General features: G+C 69.1%; 16 protein-coding genes, 2 pseudogenes and 1 riboswitch. Of the genes and pseudogenes, 8 read left to right on the top strand and 10 right to left on the bottom strand.

Features of this window, described 5'->3' with window-relative positions; translation table 11 throughout:
* From BCY76_RS20115 to BCY76_RS15670, 3 genes are read right to left on the bottom strand one after another with little or no spacing between them, the layout of a single operon-like run.
* On the bottom strand, nt 1–408 hold the full coding sequence (locus BCY76_RS20115; protein ID WP_272896868.1) for a 5-oxoprolinase subunit B family protein: 408 nt from the start codon (nt 406–408) through the stop codon (nt 1–3).
* Nucleotides 342–653 carry a carboxyltransferase domain-containing protein gene (locus BCY76_RS20110; RefSeq protein ID WP_070159028.1) on the bottom strand — a complete coding sequence of 104 codons (312 nt, stop codon included), beginning with the start codon at nt 651–653 and terminating at the stop codon, nt 342–344. Before BCY76_RS20110 ends, BCY76_RS20115 begins: the two co-directional genes overlap by 67 nt.
* The gene (locus BCY76_RS15670; protein ID WP_070159029.1) at nt 650–1,429 is read right to left on the bottom strand and encodes a LamB/YcsF family protein; all 780 of its coding nucleotides are present in this window, start codon (nt 1,427–1,429) and stop codon (nt 650–652) included. Before BCY76_RS15670 ends, BCY76_RS20110 begins: the two co-directional genes overlap by 4 nt.
* A gap of 253 nt (nt 1,430–1,682) precedes the next feature.
* On the opposite strand from BCY76_RS15670, the gene BCY76_RS15665 reads away from it, so the two are divergent.
* Nucleotides 1,683–3,167: an MFS transporter gene (locus BCY76_RS15665; protein WP_170922730.1), complete on the top strand. Its 1,485-nt coding sequence runs from the start codon at nt 1,683–1,685 to the stop codon at nt 3,165–3,167.
* Nucleotides 3,168–3,206: 39 nt separating this feature from the next.
* Here the strand turns inward: BCY76_RS15665 and BCY76_RS15660 are convergent, their stop codons facing one another.
* Complete coding sequence (locus BCY76_RS15660; RefSeq protein ID WP_085437895.1) at nt 3,207–4,637, bottom strand: helix-turn-helix domain-containing protein; 1,431 nt, start codon at nt 4,635–4,637, stop codon at nt 3,207–3,209.
* Between the two features lie 277 nt (nt 4,638–4,914).
* On the opposite strand from BCY76_RS15660, the gene BCY76_RS15655 reads away from it, so the two are divergent.
* Nucleotides 4,915–6,288, top strand: a complete 1,374-nt coding sequence (locus BCY76_RS15655; RefSeq protein ID WP_085437894.1) for a CitMHS family transporter — start codon at nt 4,915–4,917, stop codon at nt 6,286–6,288.
* Nucleotides 6,289–6,553: 265 nt separating this feature from the next.
* Here BCY76_RS15655 and BCY76_RS15650 read toward each other — a convergent pair whose 3' ends face one another.
* Together BCY76_RS15650 and aceA are read right to left on the bottom strand one after the other, a co-directional pair.
* Nucleotides 6,554–7,135, bottom strand: coding sequence for a hypothetical protein (locus BCY76_RS15650; RefSeq protein ID WP_085437893.1), 582 nt, complete (start codon nt 7,133–7,135; stop codon nt 6,554–6,556).
* A gap of 78 nt (nt 7,136–7,213) precedes the next feature.
* Nucleotides 7,214–8,509 (bottom strand): isocitrate lyase, encoded by a 1,296-nt coding sequence (gene aceA, locus BCY76_RS15645; RefSeq protein WP_139827842.1) that lies wholly within the window; start codon nt 8,507–8,509, stop codon nt 7,214–7,216.
* A 325-nt stretch (nt 8,510–8,834) separates the two neighbouring features.
* Between aceA and BCY76_RS15640 the strand changes: the two are divergent.
* The 3 genes and pseudogenes from BCY76_RS15640 (at nt 8,835) to BCY76_RS15630 (ending at nt 11,176) form a co-directional block, all read left to right on the top strand.
* Nucleotides 8,835–9,619 (top strand): annotated as a pseudogene (locus BCY76_RS15640) (SDR family NAD(P)-dependent oxidoreductase).
* Nucleotides 9,620–9,802: 183 nt separating this feature from the next.
* The gene (locus BCY76_RS15635) at nt 9,803–10,705 is read left to right on the top strand and encodes a hypothetical protein (protein ID WP_070158396.1); all 903 of its coding nucleotides are present in this window, start codon (nt 9,803–9,805) and stop codon (nt 10,703–10,705) included.
* Between the two features lie 102 nt (nt 10,706–10,807).
* On the top strand, nt 10,808–11,176 hold the full coding sequence (locus tag BCY76_RS15630; protein WP_070158395.1) for a hypothetical protein: 369 nt from the start codon (nt 10,808–10,810) through the stop codon (nt 11,174–11,176).
* A 111-nt stretch (nt 11,177–11,287) separates the two neighbouring features.
* On the opposite strand, the gene BCY76_RS15625 is transcribed toward BCY76_RS15630, so the two are convergent.
* Genes BCY76_RS15625 through BCY76_RS15610 form a run of 4 tightly spaced genes read right to left on the bottom strand, consistent with a single transcriptional unit; the run spans nt 11,288 to nt 13,788 of the window.
* Nucleotides 11,288–11,818, bottom strand: a complete 531-nt coding sequence (locus BCY76_RS15625) for a LytR C-terminal domain-containing protein (protein ID WP_070158394.1) — start codon at nt 11,816–11,818, stop codon at nt 11,288–11,290.
* A 35-nt stretch (nt 11,819–11,853) separates the two neighbouring features.
* Nucleotides 11,854–12,516: a thermonuclease family protein gene (locus tag BCY76_RS15620; RefSeq protein ID WP_070158393.1), complete on the bottom strand. Its 663-nt coding sequence runs from the start codon at nt 12,514–12,516 to the stop codon at nt 11,854–11,856.
* A 26-nt stretch (nt 12,517–12,542) separates the two neighbouring features.
* Nucleotides 12,543–12,845 (bottom strand): P-II family nitrogen regulator, encoded by a 303-nt coding sequence (locus tag BCY76_RS15615; RefSeq protein ID WP_070158392.1) that lies wholly within the window; start codon nt 12,843–12,845, stop codon nt 12,543–12,545.
* A 10-nt stretch (nt 12,846–12,855) separates the two neighbouring features.
* Nucleotides 12,856–13,788 carry a sodium-dependent bicarbonate transport family permease gene (locus BCY76_RS15610; protein WP_070158391.1) on the bottom strand — a complete coding sequence of 311 codons (933 nt, stop codon included), beginning with the start codon at nt 13,786–13,788 and terminating at the stop codon, nt 12,856–12,858.
* A gap of 123 nt (nt 13,789–13,911) precedes the next feature.
* On the opposite strand from BCY76_RS15610, the gene BCY76_RS15605 reads away from it, so the two are divergent.
* The 3 genes and pseudogenes from BCY76_RS15605 to BCY76_RS15595 form a co-directional block, all read left to right on the top strand.
* Nucleotides 13,912–14,199, top strand: a complete 288-nt coding sequence (locus BCY76_RS15605; protein ID WP_070158390.1) for a helix-turn-helix transcriptional regulator — start codon at nt 13,912–13,914, stop codon at nt 14,197–14,199.
* Nucleotides 14,200–14,367: 168 nt separating this feature from the next.
* A riboswitch (SAM riboswitch) is annotated at nt 14,368–14,507 on the top strand.
* A gap of 62 nt (nt 14,508–14,569) precedes the next feature.
* Nucleotides 14,570–15,574, top strand: a complete 1,005-nt coding sequence (locus BCY76_RS15600) for a methylenetetrahydrofolate reductase (RefSeq protein ID WP_085437891.1) — start codon at nt 14,570–14,572, stop codon at nt 15,572–15,574.
* A 198-nt stretch (nt 15,575–15,772) separates the two neighbouring features.
* Nucleotides 15,773–16,700, top strand: a pseudogene (locus tag BCY76_RS15595) (hypothetical protein); the annotation flags it as partial.

Here is a 16,700-nt window from a genome sequence, read left to right as displayed (position 1 = left end):
TCACCCGGGCGGCGTCCCGAACGGCTCGGTGCCGCACGACTCGCCGGGGCGCACCAGCGCCGGGGATTCGCCCTGCTGCTCCCGGTCCAGGTCCCACATGCGGGCCGGGGTGCGGCCGATCAGCTGCCATCCGCCGGGCGAGACCCGCGGGTAGACCGCGGAGAACTCTCCCGCGAGCGCCACCGATCCGGCGGGCACGGCCGTGCGGGGCGTGTCCCGGCGCGGCACCTCCAGGGCACTGGTGGGATCCACCGGCACGCAGTAGGTGAAGCCGGGGGCGAATCCGCCGAAGGCGCCGGTGAACTCGGTGCCGGTGTGCCAGGCGATGAGCGCGTCCACGCTCATGCCCACCCGGCCGGCCACCTCGGCGAGGTCCTCGCCGTCGTAGACGACCTCGAGCTCCACCACCTGGGAGCCTCGGCGGAGAAGGCGGCGACGGTGAGGCCGCCCAGCGCGTCCCGGGCCTCGCGCGTGGCCCCGGGCGCGTCGAAGCGCAGCAGCAGAGTGCGGGCGGCGGCGACGGCCTCTCGTTGCCCGGGCAGCGGGTGACGGCTCAGATGCTGATGGTGGGCCAGGACGTCGTCGAGGCCGTCGAACTCCAGCAGCAGGGCTCGCGGCCCGGCGTCGCGGACGCCGAGGATCGGCGCCGTCATGCCACGAAGCTGCGGATCTCGACGCCGCCGTCCTCCAGCGCGGCTCGGACCGCCTGGGCCATCTCCACGGCGCCGGTGGTATCGCCGTGGACGCAGATCGACTCGGCCTCGGCGGGGATGCGGGTGCCGTCGCGGGCGATGATCTCCCGGTCCTGGGCCAGGCGCAGCATGTTCTCCACCACCTGGCTGGTGTCATGCAGGACGGCGTCGGGCTCGCGGCGCGAGACGAGGGTGCCGTCGGGGTTGTAGTTCCGGTCCGCGAAGGCCTCGGCGACGCCGCGCAGTCCCGCGTCGGCGGCGTGCTGCAGGGCCACCGATCCCGGCAGCAGGAGCACAGGAAGCTCCGGGTCATAGGAGGCGATGGTGTCGATCACGGCCCGCGAGTGGGTCTCGTGGCCGATCATCGCATGGTAGAGGGCTCCGTGGGGCTTCACGTAGCGGATGCGGGCACCGGCGGCGCCGGCCATGGCCTGCAGGGCACCGAGCTGGTAGCGCACGTCGGCGGCGAGCTCGTCGTAGGAGCATTCCAGGTGCCTGCGCCCGAAGCCGGCGAGGTCGCGGTAGCCGATGTGGGCGCCGACGGCGACGTCGTTCTCGGCGGCGATGCGGGCGGTGGCCTGGATGGTCAGGGGATCTCCGGCGTGGAAGCCGCAGGCGATGTTGGCGCTGGAGACGGTCTGCAGGATGGCGCCGTCGTCGCCGATGCGCCAGTTGCCGAAGGACTCTCCGACGTCGGAGTTCAGGTCGATGCGCGGTGCGCCGGTGGTGACTGCCATGGGTGCTCCTCCCCTGCCCGTCTGCTGCGGGCTGCTGATGTCCTGCTGGTGTGCCGCTGGTGAGCACTCGGGCCGATCCGTCGGGAATGTCGCCGAGATCACGTGCGTGATCTCCAGCATGCCGCAGAACTGCGGATTGTTCAACAATCCTGCGATACTGACAGGAAGCTGGGCGTCACCCGGAGGGGCGCTCCCCTTCCGAGCGCCCCGGACAGGCCCGACGACGAGGATCACTTTGTTGCGTCATGGAATAATGCATTCCGTATCGCATGACCGCCGGACGCCACGGGCCCACACAGCGGCCCCACCCGACGTCCCGAGACGATCACGAGGAGACACCACGGAGCGCAGGACACCCCAGCAGCCTGATCCCGCCGAGGAGCCCCAGGCCGACGACCGCCAGATCGACCACCGCCAGATCGACGACACTCAGCCGGACGCGAACCAGCCGGACGCGAACCAGCCGGATGCGAGCGCAAAGGGCGACGACGCCGCCGTCTCCGGCACTCAGACCGACGACGCGCCGCCGCCGAGCATGGAGCGGCCGCGGCTGTTCACCAAGGACTTCCTGCTGGCGATCGTCATCAACGTCATCTTCGCGCTGGTGTTCTACATGCTGGTCACCGGCATGGCCGTCTTCGCGGTGGAGGAGTTCCGCAGCGGTCAGACCGCCGCCGGGTTCGCAGCCTCCGCGTTCGTCATCGGCGCACTGGTCTCCCGGTTCGCGGCGGGCAAGTATGTGGAGTTCCTGGGCCGCCGGCGCACCATGATCGCCTGCCTGGCCATCTATGTGCTCGCCGGGCTCGCCTATCTGTGGGTGGACAGCTATGAGGTGCTCATCGCCCTGCGCGTGGTCCACGGCGTCGCCTTCGGCTTCGGGCAGACGGCCCTCAACGCCGCGGTGTTCTCCCTGATCCCCGCCTCACGCCGAGGCGAGGGCGCCGGCTACTACATGCTGGCGGTGGCTCTCCCGCCGGCGATCGGCCCCATGCTGACCCTGCAGCTGACCCAGCACCTGGGGTTCTGGGCCATGTTCGTCAGCACCTCCGTGGTCTCGGTGATCGGCCTGATCGCCGCGCTGCTGATCCGCATGCCGGAGGCCGAGCACGTGCCCGACCGCTGGCGGGACCGGCTGCGCCTGCGCCCGGCGGACATCATCGAGCCCCGCGCCTTCGCGCTGGCCGCGATCGCCATGCTGCTGGGCTTCGGCTTCGCTTCCATCATGACCTTCCTCAACGGCTTCGCCCGTAGCGAGGGCATGGTCACCGCCGCGTCCCTGTTCTTCGTCATCTACGCGGCCGCCGTGCTGGTCACCCGACTCTTCGCCGGCAGGATCCAGGACCGGTACGGGGACAACGTGGTGGTCTACCCGACCATCGTGCTCTACGCGGTCGCCCTGGGTCTGCTGGCCTGGTCGCCGAACCAGACGGTGATCATGGTCGCGGGGGTGCTCGCCGGCCTCGGCTTCGGCGCCCTGCTGCCGGCCTTCCAGGCCACGATCGCCTCCATGCTGCCCACCACACGCACCAGCATCGGCATCTCCACGTTCTTCATCCTGCTCGACACCGGCTTCGGGCTCTCCCCGCTCGTGCTGGGCCCGCTGGTGGAGTTCGGCAGCTACCGGATCATGTTCGCCGCCTGCGCAGTCCTGGTGGCCTCCACCCTGATCCTCTACTGGCTGCTGCACGGCCGGTTCAGCGTCAAGCAGGGTGTGAGCCGCAGGCCGCGCCGCCCCTGAGCCGCCCGCCTCACCGCAGCGAGCTGGTCCGCAGAAGCCTCAGCCGCGGTCCTGATGCCGGGCGAGGAACTCGTAGACCTCCGTGGTGTCCACCCCGGGGAACGCCCCCTGAGGCATGGCGGCCAGCAGATGCGTGTTGGCACGGGCGGCCGGCCAGGCCTTCCCCTCCCACACGTCGGCGAGCTCCTGCGGGGGCCGCCGGCAGCACGTGGGATCCTCAGGACACCGGGAGGTGCACCGTTCCGCGGTGTCCCGGCCGCGGAACCACTTCACGTGCTCGAAGGGCACTCCGATGCTCAATGAGTACATGCCTGAGGAATGGCCCTCTGTGCGGGCGGTGCACCAGAAGGTGCCGACGGAGGTGTCGGTGTACTGGTTGAACGACCGGAACTTGTCCTCGACGTCGAAGACCATCCGGGAGGTCCAGTACCGACAGACCGTCTGCCCTTCGATGGCCCCGGAATGGTCGGCGGGGAAGTTCACGCCGTCGTTCTCATAGGCCTTGTGGATGATGCCCGACTCGTGGACCTTCTGGAAGTGGCACGTGATGCCCAGGTGTTCGGTGGCCAGGTTGGTGAACCGGTGGGCGGCGGACTCGTAGGAGACCGCGAAGGCGTCCCGAAGGTCCTCGATCGCCAGCTCCTTGCGGGACTTGGCCCCCTGCAGGAACTCCACGGTGGTCCGTTCCGGCATCAGCAGCGAGGCGGCGAAGTAGTTGGTGTAGACCCGCTGGCGCAGGAAGTCCGAGTAGTCCTCCGGCTCGGTGTGCCCCAGCACGTGGTGCCCCAGCGCCTGGAGCAGCACGGAGCGCGCGTCCCAGTCGCGGGAGCGCCCCTGGGTCATGTAGATGATCCGGTTGCGCTGGTCGGTCACCGAGCGGGTGGAGTTGGGCAGGTTGGGCACGAACCGCAGGGAGAACCCGAGATGTTCGGCGATGTCGGCGGCCACGTGGTGGGACAGCGGCCCGGAGCCGTGCCCGACGGCGTCGAGCAGCTCCTGCGCGGCGGCCTCGATCTCCGGGTAGTAGTTGTTCTTCGCCCGCATCTCCTCGCGCAGCTCGGTGTTGGCCCGCCGGGCCTCCTCCGGCGTGGCGGCCTGCTCCTCCAGCCGGCGCCGCAGCTCCCGCTGCAGCCCCACCAAGGATTCGAGCACGTCCATCGGCAGGCGGCTGCTGATGCGCACCGTGGGCAGGTTCAGCGACGCGTAGAGGGGGCCGCGCTGGGCCTTCTCCAGTTCGATCTCCAGCGCCGCCCGCCGGGAGGGAGGCTCCGCGCCGAAGAGGTCGTCGAGCCCGACGCCGAACACTCGCGCCACCTGGTTGAGCTGGGAGATCTTCGGCTCCCGCTTGCCGTTCTCCAGCAGGGAGAGCTGGCTGGGCGCGGTGCCCAGCTGAGAGGCGAGGTCGTCCAGCGTCATGCCGGCCTGCTTGCGCAGGTGGCGCACGCGGCGGCCCAGGGCGATGAGGTCCAGCTCCGAGCCTCCGTCGGGGGGCGGAGGCGTCGGGCGTCAAGTCGGCGCGCAGGTGCGTCCGGCCGGTGGGGCGGGCCGCCCCGGTGCCGGCCGGCGACGTCGTCGTCCGCGCTGGGCGCGCCTGCTCTGGCACGGGCCGCATGCCGCTCATTCTACAGATCCAGCGTGCACATCTGTGAGGACCGGGTTAGGGTGTGATGCGGCTCCCAGGCCCTGTGGCCCTGGTGCGAGCCCGACCACTGATCCTGACGGAACCTCCCACAGACTGGAGCAGCTCATGGACGAGCCTTCAACTCTTCTGACCGTCGGCGGGCTCGGCATCATCGCCGTGACCGTCGGCCTGCTGATGTGGAACAAGGTCTCCCCGGTGGTGGCCATGGTGGTGACCCCCATCGTCGGGGCGCTGCTGGTCGGCTTCGGGGTGGGCGACATCGTGGAGTTCTTCGACTCCGGCGTCGACCAGGTGATGAGCGTCGTGGTGATGTTCATCTTCGCGATCCTGTTCTTCGGCATCCTCTCCGACGCCGGACTCTTCGACCCGATCGTCCGGTCGCTGATCCTGCTCACCCGCGGCCGGGTGGTCCTGGTGGCGGTCGGCACCGCGCTGATCGGCATCGTGGCGCATATCGACGGCGCCGGCGCGACCACCTTCCTGCTCACCGTCCCGGCCCTGCTGCCGCTCTATCAGGCGCTGCACATGAGCCGGTACCTGCTGCTGCTCCTGCTGGCCCTCTCGGCGGGCATCATCAACATGATCCCGTGGGGCGGCCCGCTGGGCCGCGCGGCCTCCGTGACGGGCATCGACCCGGTGGAGCTCTACCGTCCCCTGATCCCGGTGCAGGTGGTCGCGGTGGTGCTGGTGCTGGGGATCGCCTGGCTGCTGGGGATGCGCGAGGTCCGGCGCATCCGACGCCGCGTGGTGGCGGGCGACGCCGATGCCCCCGAAGCCGTGGACGTGCGGCAGATCGCCGACGAGTTCACCGAACGCCAGCACTACGCGCGTGCCGAGATCGTGGAGCGGATGAACTCCCATCCGGTGATCTTCTGGGCCAACGCGGTGCTGGCGCTGGGCGTCATCGGCCTGATGCTCGCCGACATCCTGCCCCCGCCGCTGGCGTTCATGCTGGGCGTGGCCATCGCGCTGCCGCTGAACTTCAAGGGCTCGAACCTGCAGATGGAGCGCATCCGGGCGCATGCGCCGAATGCGCTGATGATGGGTGCGGTGATCCTGGGCGCCTCGGTGTTCCTCGGCGTGCTCAACGAGTCCGAGATGCTGGAGTCGGTGGCGCTGTCCACCCTGGCGGTGATTCCGGATGCCGCCGGGGCGAACCTGCACATCATCATGGGTGTGCTGGGCGTGCCCATGGATCTGCTGACCTCCACCGACGCCTACTACTTCTCGGTGCTGCCGTTGGTGGACGCCACGTCGGCGCAGTTCGGGATCGGTTCCATGGAGGTCGCCCACGCGATGATGGCCGGCAATGTGATCGGCACCTTCGTCAGCCCGTTCTCTCCCGCCCTGTGGCTGGCGCTGGGCCTGTCCGGAGCGAATCTGGGTCAGCACCTGCGGTACTCCTTCTTCATCATCTGGGGCTTCTCCCTCCTGGTGATGCTCGCCGCCCTGACCCTGGGGCTCTTCAGCTTCCACTGAGCGCTGAGTCCCGCTGCGTGTTGAGCCCCGCTGCGTGTTGAGCCCGGACTGCGGGACTCGCCCAGGCCACGGCGCCGCCGGGGCCGACGACGCTGACCAGGCGTCATCGGCTCCGGCGGCGCCCTCTTCACATCTGGCACCGCGGACCGCCTCCTGCCTGGACATCAGTGCGGCAGGAGGCGGTCCGTCGTGCCGGCCAGGGCGTCCGCGCCCGAGTCAGAGCGCGGATCCCGGCTTCGGGCTCGCCGACGCGTGGGGCAGGTCCCTACGCTGCCGCCTCGGCGAGCCGCCGGCGCCCATCAGAGGAGCCGGCCGTCCGGGCGGACCGCGTCTCGGCGGCGGCCCGCTTATTCAGGTGGATGGCACGGATCGTGCCTTCCGAGAGCTCCAGCAGCTGCTCGGTGCGGCTGAAGATCTCCTGCCACAGCGTGACCTCCTCCTCCCGGTCGAAGGGCGGCAGCTCCACGTAGGGAGCGCGCCCCTCGGCCAGCAGGCGCCGCGCGTTGTGGTGGACGTGGATGCCGAAGTCCACGAGCCCGGCGGAGAGGGCCTCACCCCGGTGGAACATGCGCCCCTCACGACGGCCCAGGCAGCGGGGCCGGACGATGGAGCTCGGCGGCTCAGCCAGCTGTTTGGTGATCAGCGCGCGCCAGGAGGCCTCGATGACGGGGTCGGCACCTGAGCCGTCCTCCCGCACGCCCAGGGCTGCGGCCCGTGCACCGAACTCCTCGTGGAGCGCGGCCAGGAAGCTGAGGGCCTCGGCGGTGAGGACCTCCTTCTGTCGCGGCACCCGGGGTGCCGACAGGGCGATGCCGTTGATCGTGATCGAGAGTTCGGGGGTGTTCATGGCTTTCTCCTCGGGAGTCTCAGCGGCAGGAGCGGCGACGGCCTCCTCATCGAGGCCGTCGCCCAGCTCCGGCTCGGTTCAGTGGAACTGTCCTTCTTCGGTGGAGCCCTTCAGCGCGACGGTGGAGGACTCGGGGTTGAGCGTGGTGGAGATGGCGTCGAAGTAGCCGGTGCCGACCTCCCGCTGGTGGCGGGTGGCGGTGTAGCCCTGGTCCTCGGCGGCGAACTCCTTCTCCTGCAGCTCCACGTAGGCCTTCATCTGCTCCGACTTGTAGCCCTTGGCCAGCTCGAACATCGAGTAGTTCAGGGCGTGGAACCCGGCCAGGGTGATGAACTGGAAGGTGAAGCCCATCGCGCCCAGCTCGCGCTGGAACTTGGCGATCGTGTCGTCGTCGAGGTGCTTCCTCCAGTTGAAGGACGGGGAGCAGTTGTAGGCCAGCATCTGGTCCGGGTGCTCGGACTTCACCGCCTCGGCGAACTGCTTGGCGTACTCCAGGTCCGGGGTGCCGGTCTCCATCCAGATCAGATCGGAGTAGGGCGCGTAGGCCTTGGCCCGGGCGATGCAGGGCTCGATGCCGTTGCGGACCTTGTAGAAGCCCTCTGCGGTGCGCTCCCCAGTGAGGAACTCGGCGTCGCGCTCGTCCACATCGGAGGTGATCAGGGTGGCCGCCTCTGCGTCGGTGCGAGCGATGATCACCGAGGGGGTGTTCGCGACGTCGGCCGCCAGGCGGGCCGCCTGCAGGGTGCGGATGTGCTGCCCGGTGGGGATCAGCACCTTGCCGCCCAGGTGGCCGCACTTCTTCTCGGAGGCCAGCTGGTCCTCCCAGTGGACGCCGGAGGCGCCGGCGCCGATCATCGACCGCATCAGCTCGTAGGCATTGAGGGGACCGCCGAAGCCGGCCTCGGCGTCGGCGATGATCGGCACCAGCCAGTCCTCCACCGTGCGGATTCCCTCGAGGTACTCGATCTGGTCGGCGCGCTGCAGGGCGTTGTTGATGCGGCGCACCACGTTCGGCACCGAGTTGGCCGGGTAGAGCGACTGGTCGGGATAGGTGTTGCCGGAGAGGTTGGCGTCACCGGCGACCTGCCATCCGGAGAGGTAGATGGCCCGCAGCCCGGCCTTGACCTGCTGGACGGCCATGTTGCCGGTCAGCGCACCCAGGGAGTTGGTGTAGGTCCCCTCGGCGTGCTCGGCGGTCAGCTGCTCCCAGAGCTTCTGCGAGCCCCGCTTGGCCAGCGTGTGCTCCTCCTGCACCGAGCCCTGCAGCTTGGCCACCTCGTCGGCGCCGTAGTCGCGCCGCACGTTCTTCCACCGCGGGTTGGTGTCCCAGTCCTGCTGGATGCGCTCCACGCGCTCCTCGAAGTCTCCGCGGATGTCAGTGCTTGCGTTGACGGTGGCAGTCACAGTGTTCTCCTTCGAATCGGTGACCAATGGATCGTCGACCAGTGGTTGGTACTTCTCCAGTTTTCGGCCCTCTTGAACCCCCTGACCACAGAAATATAAGAAAAGATCTTCACTTCTTCGCGCTGCGACAAGAAGCGCGGGAACTCATGGTGGATCACCCACGATGGCGGTCCTGATCAGGGAAAAAGCGCTTAAGTCTCGCGAAGATCGACGAGAGGGCCCCTCGCTGGGCGCCGTCACCGCTCCGCCGTAGTCTTGTGACACAGACGACATCCGACTCGGAGAGGACACATCGATGGATCTGACCCAGGCCAGCGCGATCGTCACCGGCGGGGCCTCCGGCTCGGGCGAGAGACGGCCCAGATGCTGCACGACGCCGGAGCCGGTGTCGTCGTCGTGGACCTTCCCGACGGCGGCGAGGCGAGCCCCGACGGCGTCACGCGTGCCGAGGCGGTGGCACGTCTCGGAGACCGCGCCCGATTCTGCCCCGGCGACGTCACCGACCCCGAGACCGCTGTGCGGGCAGTCGCCCAGGCCCAGGAGCTGGGGCCGCTGCGGGTGCTGGTCAGCTGTGCGGGCATCGCGACTCCGGGCCGACTGGTGGGCCGCGGCGGGACGCTGCCGATGGAGGACTTCATGAAGGTGCTGTCCATCAACGCGGGCGGCACGGTCAACATGATGGCGCAGGCCGCCGCGGCGATGCGCGAGAACGAACTCGACGGCGAGGACCGCGGCGTGCTCATCAACACCGCTTCCGTGGCCGCCTATGAGGGACAGATCGGCCAGGTCGCCTACGCGGCCTCCAAGGGCGCCGTGGCCTCGATGACGCTGCCGGTCGCCCGCGAACTGGCCTCCTCCCAGATCCGCACTGTGACCATCGCCCCTGGCCTGTTCGAGACGCCGATGATGGCGGGGCTGCCTGAGGATGCCCGCGAGTCGCTGGCCTCGAAGACGCCCCATCCCGCACGGCTGGGCCGGCCTGCCGACTACGCCCTGCTGGTGCGCCAGATCATCGAGAATCCCATGCTCAACGGTGAGGTGATCAGGCTCGACGGCGCAGTGCGGCTGGAGCCTCGGTGACGGGAGCCGGATCGCCGTTCCGTCTCATCTGCTGACGCGCGTGCTTGGCGGACTGCGCGGGCCACGACTCTGGTGTTGAATGGGCCCCGCACCACCCGGGACGACGACCTCCGCCGAGACGACACGCCCACGTCAGGCGGCACACCAGCAGCGACACATCCAGCGGATGGAGACCACCGATCGATGAGCACAGCGCGTCCGGACGAGCCCGTGCCGCCTGACGCGACCGAGTCTGCAGATTCCCCTGCCTCCTCCGCTTCCGCTGCCTCCCCCGCTTCCCCGGGATCCGCCGCCTCACCCATGCCCGGCGCCGAGGTCGAGGCCGCCCGAGCATCCTCGGCGCGCGGATTCCTCGCGGAGTACCGCTGGGGCCTCGGCGTCATCGGCGGGCTGGGCCTGCTGCTGCTCCTGCTCGTCCTCGGGCTGATCCTGACCGCGAACCCCCACGGGGGAACCCCGACCGACGAGGGCGATGGCCGCGGCACCGCCGGTGAGGACCGGGCGACCGGCCCGCTCGGCGGCGAGGCACGCCCGGAGAAGAGCGGCCATGAGGATCTCCTTCCCGCCGGCGGCGAGGCCTTCTCCGATGGTGAGGGCCTCGTCGTCGGAGAGGACATCCTGCCCGGCACCTACCGCCAGGACCCCGGATCGGGCCCGGAGGACGCGGTCTGCTTCTATGTCATCTACGCCGACGTCGGCGAATCCACCGTGCGGCGCACCGGGGCCGACGACCGCGGGATCGCGGTCCTGGAGGAGGGGGAGATCCTCGACTCGGTGGACTGCGGCGACTGGCTCCCGCTGGAGGACACCTTCCCGGAGCGGCCTGCCGACGAGTTCGGCACCGGCATGCACGTCGTCGGCGAGCATGTGGAGCCCGGAACCTATGAGCTGGAGTGGGATGAGGACACGATGCTGTGCTGGTGGGACGTCTTCCGGGACCTGCGCGGGGACGGTCACACCCTGGACTCAGGTTTCGTCCCCCGCGATGATCCCGAGTTCGGCGAGCCGCTGCGGATCACCCTCGTCGACCACGAACAGCTCGTGGTCAACTCGGAGGCCTGCGGCACCTGGACGAAGGTGAGCTGACACGCGGCGAGCTGGGCCTCAGGGCCTCTGCCCTCCTCACTGAGCCCTCAGTTCTACTACACTGCGTAGAAGAATCCATCTCCACCGACCCCAAGGAGCGCCATGCCCCGCATCACCGTCGGCCTGGGCGGGATCCTGATCCTGCTCGGCATCATCGCCTACATCGCCACCTCATTCGCCAGCTGGACCGCCTTGATCCCCGCGATCCTCGGCGTCGTGCTGCTGATCAGCGGTCTCATCGGCTTCAAGAACGCGAAGATCGGCATCCACATCGCCCTGGTGGTGGCGCTGCTCGGCGTCATCGGCACCTCGATGAACGTGATGCAGCTGGGCGAGCTGTTCGCCGGCGAGGCCGAGCGCCCCGCCGCCGTCATCGTCAGCACCATCACCTTCGTGCTGCTGATCGTCTACATCATCGCCGGTGTGCGTTCGTTCATCCGCGCACGCCGCTGGAAGGACGCCGAGGCCTGAGCCTCCCCGCACCGTCGCCGTGCGGACAGCCGATGGGCCGCCCCGAACGCCTCGGGGCGGCCCATCGTCGTCTCATGCCGTCGATCACCGTCTGATCCGGTCGATCCCAGGTCACCCTCCGGAGCCGGTGCAGTCCAACTGACCGGGCTCCATCTCGATCTCCTCGACGTCCAGGAGGCCGGCGAACTCCGAACCGAGGACCACATCCACCGTGAAGTCGTCACGGCCATCGACGTCCACCAGAGCCCCGGGGATGTGACGCTGCACGGTATAGGCCTGGCGCAGCCCTCGCTCACCGGCGCGGATGATCACATCGAAGCCGGTGTCGGCGAAATAGTCGTTGTCCACGGATTCCACTCGGAAGTCCCGGTCTGCCAGCTCGTCGGCGACGTCACCGGCGAGCCCTGGCTCGTTGGTGGAGTTGAGCACCTCCACCGGCACCCGTTCGGGAACCACGGGCGACAAGGTGCGGCTGGGGCAGTCCTCCCCGGCCGGAATGGCGCCCCCACCGACGATCGCGACGTCGATGGTGCCGTCGATCATGAGCCAGCTGCCAGCGGTGACGGCACCCAGGACGCCGATGGTGCCGGTCGCCACGACGATCTTCTGCCGCCGGGTCGCCGACGTCGGGGAGCTGCTCATGCCTCCATCCTATTTCCGCCGAGCGGCCGAAGGCCTCAGGGCAGCGCTGGCTCGCAGTCCAGATCCTCGGCGAAGAGCCCGACGCCGTCCTCCTCCGCCTGAGCCCAGGCCTCTTCCACGGGGCCGAGGAAGCGGTCGTTGGGAGGATAGTGGACCGGAACCCCGAAGCCGTCCCGGGCCATCTGGACGTTCAGCAGCACGTCGTCGGCCCATACTCCGGCGAGCAGGCGGTCATACCGGTCGGTGCGCTCCTGGTCGAACTCCAGGATGACGGGATCCCCCGGGGCGACCAGTGACTCCATATGCGCCGAGGACTCCGGACCCAGACATTCGACCGGCTGGTGAGGGTGCACCGACTCCGGGGTGTCGATGTTCAGGAGCCGAACCCGCTCCTCCTCTCCGTCCAGCTCCACGACGAGCGTATCGCCGTCGACCACGCGCACGAGGGTGGCGTCTTCACCGTCCTCCGACGGCGACGGGGCGGCACCTTCTCCCGGGCTCTGGATCCAGCTGATCAGCGCGCCGAGGAGGACCACCAGCACGAGCCCGAGCAACCACCACAGCAGTCCCTGACTGCCGCTGCGACGGCGTCTGCGCGACCTGCCGCCTCCGGCGCTCCTGGAAGCAGTGTGCAGCGACCGGCGCATCGATTTCCGCACATTCCGGCGCATCTCGTTCTTCAGGTACTGGTCAGGCATGCATATCAGCCTAGGCGGAACCGAGGTCAGAACTTCTCGGGACGCAGCACCTCGACATCGATGACCCACACGGTCATCGCGTAATCCCGGTAGTAGTGCTCCCGCAGATACGCAGAGACCGCCTGAGCGGTGCCCGCGTCACAGACGACCTCCACGCGGATGTTCGCGCTGGCCTCCCAGCCTGCATCGCGCACTCCTCGGCGGCCCTTTCCCCGGGCGTCGGTGATCGTATGCCCACGAGTGCCGAGCTGCTCCAGATCACGCAGGATCTTTCCCTCCAGGGCCGCCTCGGTGACGATGGTCAGCAGTTTGCGCGCGTGCGGTTCCATGAGCCTGCTCCTAGCCATGCACCCAGGTGGCCATGGCGTGGTAGATGGGTATGCCGATCAGGACGTTGAACGGAAAAGTGATGCCCAGGGCGGCGGCCAAGGACAGCGTCGGATTCGCCTCCGGCACGGAGATGCGCATGGCGGCCGGGACCGCGATGTAGGACGCGCTGGCAGCCAGCGTCGCCAGCACCACCGTGCCCCCGAGGGAGAGGCCCAGCAGCATGGCTGTTCCCGTGCCCACCACTGCGGAGAACAGCGGCATACCGATGGCGAATGCGCCCAGAAACACCCCATGTCTCCGGAGCCCTCCTACCTGGCCTGCTGTGATGAGCCCCATCTCCAGGAGGAACAATGCCAGAACCCCCTTGAAGAGGTCCATGAACAGAGGCTCGAGCGGAACGACGCCCTCAGGCCCGGCGGCCCAGCCGATGAGCAGACCCCCTAGCAGGAGCACGATGCCCTTGCCCAGGAACACCTCGTGCATCACCGAGCCCCAGCGTGTGGACCGGCTGACACCCCTGGCGAGCACGATCCCGACGAGGATCGCCGGCACCTCCAGAAGGACCAGCAGCAACGGCATATGTTCTTCGAAAGGCACACCGCGACTGCCGAGATAGGCAACGGCCACAGCGTAGGTGCCGACGCTCACTGAGCCATAGTGCGCGGCGATCGACGCAGCATCCACGCGAGCCAGCCGTCCCAGGAGGCGGAGCACAGGGAACGCGGCGAGGGCGAGGAGGAACCCCATGGCCACCACTCCGACCATCTGCGGCAGCAGCTCACCCAGGGGCTGCTTCGCCAGCTCCACGCCCCCTTTGAGCCCGATGGCCAGCAGCAGCACGATGGTCACCAGCTCATAGACGGCGGCAGGCAGCCGCAGCTCGGAACGCAGCAGTCCGGCCGCGATGCCGAGGACGAAGAAGAGGATGACCGGGTCGAGCATGCGGCGGGTCCTTCCGGGAGGGTCCTGCACGACGGGGCCACCAGGCGGCGACCGCATTGCTGACACACAATACACGACTTTTGTTTCGTGCTTGTTCTGTCACCCTGGATCTATACTGACCCCGTGCCGGATTCAGAGTGGACCTTCCTCACCAACCACGCCCATGTCATCCTCTGCGTCGCCAGAGAGCCCGGCATGCTCGTCCGGGAGATCGCCCGGAAGGTCGGGATCACCGAGCGCGCCGCCCAGCGGATCCTGGCGGATCTGATCGCCGACGGATACGTCGACAAGGAGCGCGAAGGTCGCCGCAATCGATATCGAATCCATCGCGACCGGCCCCTTCGACACCCCCTCGAGCGCCACCACAGCATCGGAGAGCTCCTCGCCACGCTCGGCGACCCTCCTGCATGACACGGTCGATGCACCGCCCCACGAGGCGCGTGGACACGCCTCACACCCTGCGGCACACCCCACGTCGGCGCCGCGTGTTCATTATGTTCATATAGCGTCATCCATGACGTCGGCCCTTCTCTCGCATGCCCGGCCGTGTTAGCGTCGTGGCAGAGAAGAACACCGAAGGATCACGAGAACCGGTCACACAGGCTCTGGCTTGGCCGGTCGGCAACCCTTTCCCGCGTGACGGGGTGCCCCAGATGACGATCCGGCCGCGAAGCTCGTATTCACTGAGATGGATTTATCTTCAGCGGCAAGCACGGCGCAGGGGAAGCCTCCCTGTGGCGCCTCATGAACGATGATGAACGCCCCACACGGAGGACCCTCCATGACACCATCTGTGCCGTCCGCCGGCACTCTGCCTCAGCACGCCCTGGATTCTGACGACCACACGCCGCACACCTCCTACCTGGTGCAGCGCACCCGACGCCGGTCGCTGATCTCTTTCGAGGTCTTCCCGCCGCGTCCCGCCACCGCCGGCCGCGACCCCTGGCGCAGCATCGAGCTGCTGGCCGAGGCCGGTCCGGACTACTTCTCCGTCACCCATGGCCACAACCAGCCCGAGGGGGCCAATCTGGAGGTCATCCGGCACCTGCTCCGGAGCACTCCCTCCCCCGTGATGGCGCACCTCATCAGCGCCGGAAGATCTCCTGCCCAGGTGCGCCGGGCAGTGGAGCAGCTGCTGGACCTCGGCGTCCGGGACGTCCTGGCCCTGCGTGGGGACCCACCGGGCGGTGCCCGGGAGTGGATCCACCAGCCCGCAGGCCTGAACCGCGCCGCCGAGGTGGTGCGTCTGGTCCGGGAGGTGGAGCAGGAGCGCCTCGACCCACCCGAGGGGCCCGGCGCCCGCCCGGTGTCCATCTCAGTGGCCGCCTATCCGCCCTCCGGCACGGACCGGGACCACGAGGCGGACCTGTGCGCACTGTGGGAGAAGCAGGAGGCCGGCGCCGACTACGCCATCACCCAGGTCTTCTACGACCCCGAGGACTACGCCCGCCTGGTGGACGACGCCCGATCCCAGGGCATCCACCTGCCGGTGGTCGCCGGACTGGCCCCGCTGACCAGCCCCAAGCGGCTGCGACGCCTGGAGGAGATCTCGGGAGTTCCGGTGCCGCAGCACCTGCTCGACTACCTCGACGTCGCCGACCCGGCCGAGCGACGACGCCGCGGGGTGGCCGCCACTCTGAACCTGATCGACGCGGTCCTCGAGCTCGGATGTCCCGGCCTGCACCTGTTCACCTTCAACCAGCACCCGGCCGCCCTGGCGATCCTCGATCACCTGAGGATCCGAGACGCCGCACGTCAGCAGCGGGTCCTGCCCGAGCTGCCCTGACGCCGGAGCACACTGCTCCCTGCCTGACAGGGACCCGTCATTCCTGCGGACCGCGTCGCGGTCGGCTGTCCTGGTGCGCCCTGCGGCCTCGCCCGGAACGAACCGCCCGGGCCCCTGCGATCCGTCCATCACCTGCATCTGACCCCATACACATCTGACACACCAGACACATCTGACACACCTGACAGAGGAGACATCATGACCACCACACCTGCCCGCCCCGAGGACCAGCCGCCCGCTCAGGTTCCCGCCCTGCCGGCGACCGTGCTCGGCTACCCGCGCATCGGACCCAATCGGGAGATCAAGAAGGCGCTGGAGGCACACTGGCGCGGCGGCGACGTCGCTGCGCTGCGCGAGGCGATCCGCGCTCACCGCGCCCGCACCCTGGGCCGTCTGGCAGGCCTGGGCCTGAAGTCGGACTCGGCGATCCCGGCCGACGGCGCCGTGATCGATCAGGTCCTGGACGCCTCCGTGCTGCTCGGCCTGGTGCCGCGGCGCTTCCGTGAGGCGGGCTTCTCCGCCACCTCCCCGGACACCGGCGAGGGCCTGGCCCTGGTCTCTGCGTTGGCCCGCGGCACCTCCACGGTGGAGCCGCTGGAGCTGACCAAGTGGTTCGACACCAACTATCACTACTACGTGCCGGAGATCGAGCCCGACGTCGCCTTCTCCGCTCAGACGGACGCCGTCGTCGAGCGCTTCCGCGCCTTCCGCGACCTGGCCGCCGAGACGGCCGGCGCGGCCCTCCCCCGCCCCACCCTGCTGGGCCCGGTGAGCTTCCTGCTGCTGGCCAAGGCCGTCAGCTCCGCCGAGAGCCCCACCGGCGGCACCGACGGCGCCCTCGCCCAGGAGTCCCGGTTCGACCGGCTCGATGAGCTGGTGGCCGCCTACTCCGCCCTGCTCGGCGCCCTCCATGACGCCGGTGCCGCCTGGGTGCAGCTGGAGGAGCCCGCACTGGCCTCCGACGGATGGGACGTCCCGCGGGAGCAGATCGTCACCGGCCTGCGCACCGCCTACACCGCGTTCGCCGGGCTCACAGCGCGTCCGGCGCTGTTCGTCCCGGTGACGCTACGGCACCGCCGGCGACGACGCGCTGGCCGCCCTCGGCGCAGCCGGCGCGAGGCGGTCG

This window comes from Nesterenkonia sp. PF2B19 (assembly GCF_001758425.2).
In the GTDB taxonomy this organism is placed as follows: domain Bacteria; phylum Actinomycetota; class Actinomycetes; order Actinomycetales; family Micrococcaceae; genus Nesterenkonia; species Nesterenkonia aethiopica.
The sequence above is the reverse complement of the archived record's forward strand: the minus strand, read 5'-3'. Positions and strand labels throughout refer to the sequence as shown.

What these genes read in the sequence shown, in the direction of transcription:
- BCY76_RS20110 (WP_070159028.1), bottom strand. Translation starts at nt 653, where the DNA reads ATGACGGCGCCGATCCTCGGCGTCCGCGACGCCGGGCCGCGAGCCCTG.
- BCY76_RS15670 (WP_070159029.1), bottom strand. Translation starts at nt 1,429, where the DNA reads ATGGCAGTCACCACCGGCGCACCGCGCATCGACCTGAACTCCGACGTC.
- BCY76_RS15665 (WP_170922730.1), top strand. Translation starts at nt 1,683, where the DNA reads ATGCATTCCGTATCGCATGACCGCCGGACGCCACGGGCCCACACAGCG.
- BCY76_RS15655 (WP_085437894.1), top strand. Translation starts at nt 4,915, where the DNA reads ATGGACGAGCCTTCAACTCTTCTGACCGTCGGCGGGCTCGGCATCATC.
- BCY76_RS15650 (WP_085437893.1), bottom strand. Translation starts at nt 7,135, where the DNA reads ATGAACACCCCCGAACTCTCGATCACGATCAACGGCATCGCCCTGTCG.
- BCY76_RS15635 (WP_070158396.1), top strand. Translation starts at nt 9,803, where the DNA reads ATGAGCACAGCGCGTCCGGACGAGCCCGTGCCGCCTGACGCGACCGAG.
- BCY76_RS15630 (WP_070158395.1), top strand. Translation starts at nt 10,808, where the DNA reads ATGCCCCGCATCACCGTCGGCCTGGGCGGGATCCTGATCCTGCTCGGC.
- BCY76_RS15625 (WP_070158394.1), bottom strand. Translation starts at nt 11,818, where the DNA reads ATGAGCAGCTCCCCGACGTCGGCGACCCGGCGGCAGAAGATCGTCGTG.
- BCY76_RS15620 (WP_070158393.1), bottom strand. Translation starts at nt 12,516, where the DNA reads ATGCCTGACCAGTACCTGAAGAACGAGATGCGCCGGAATGTGCGGAAA.
- BCY76_RS15615 (WP_070158392.1), bottom strand. Translation starts at nt 12,845, where the DNA reads ATGGAACCGCACGCGCGCAAACTGCTGACCATCGTCACCGAGGCGGCC.
- BCY76_RS15610 (WP_070158391.1), bottom strand. Translation starts at nt 13,788, where the DNA reads ATGCTCGACCCGGTCATCCTCTTCTTCGTCCTCGGCATCGCGGCCGGA.
- BCY76_RS15600 (WP_085437891.1), top strand. Translation starts at nt 14,570, where the DNA reads ATGACACCATCTGTGCCGTCCGCCGGCACTCTGCCTCAGCACGCCCTG.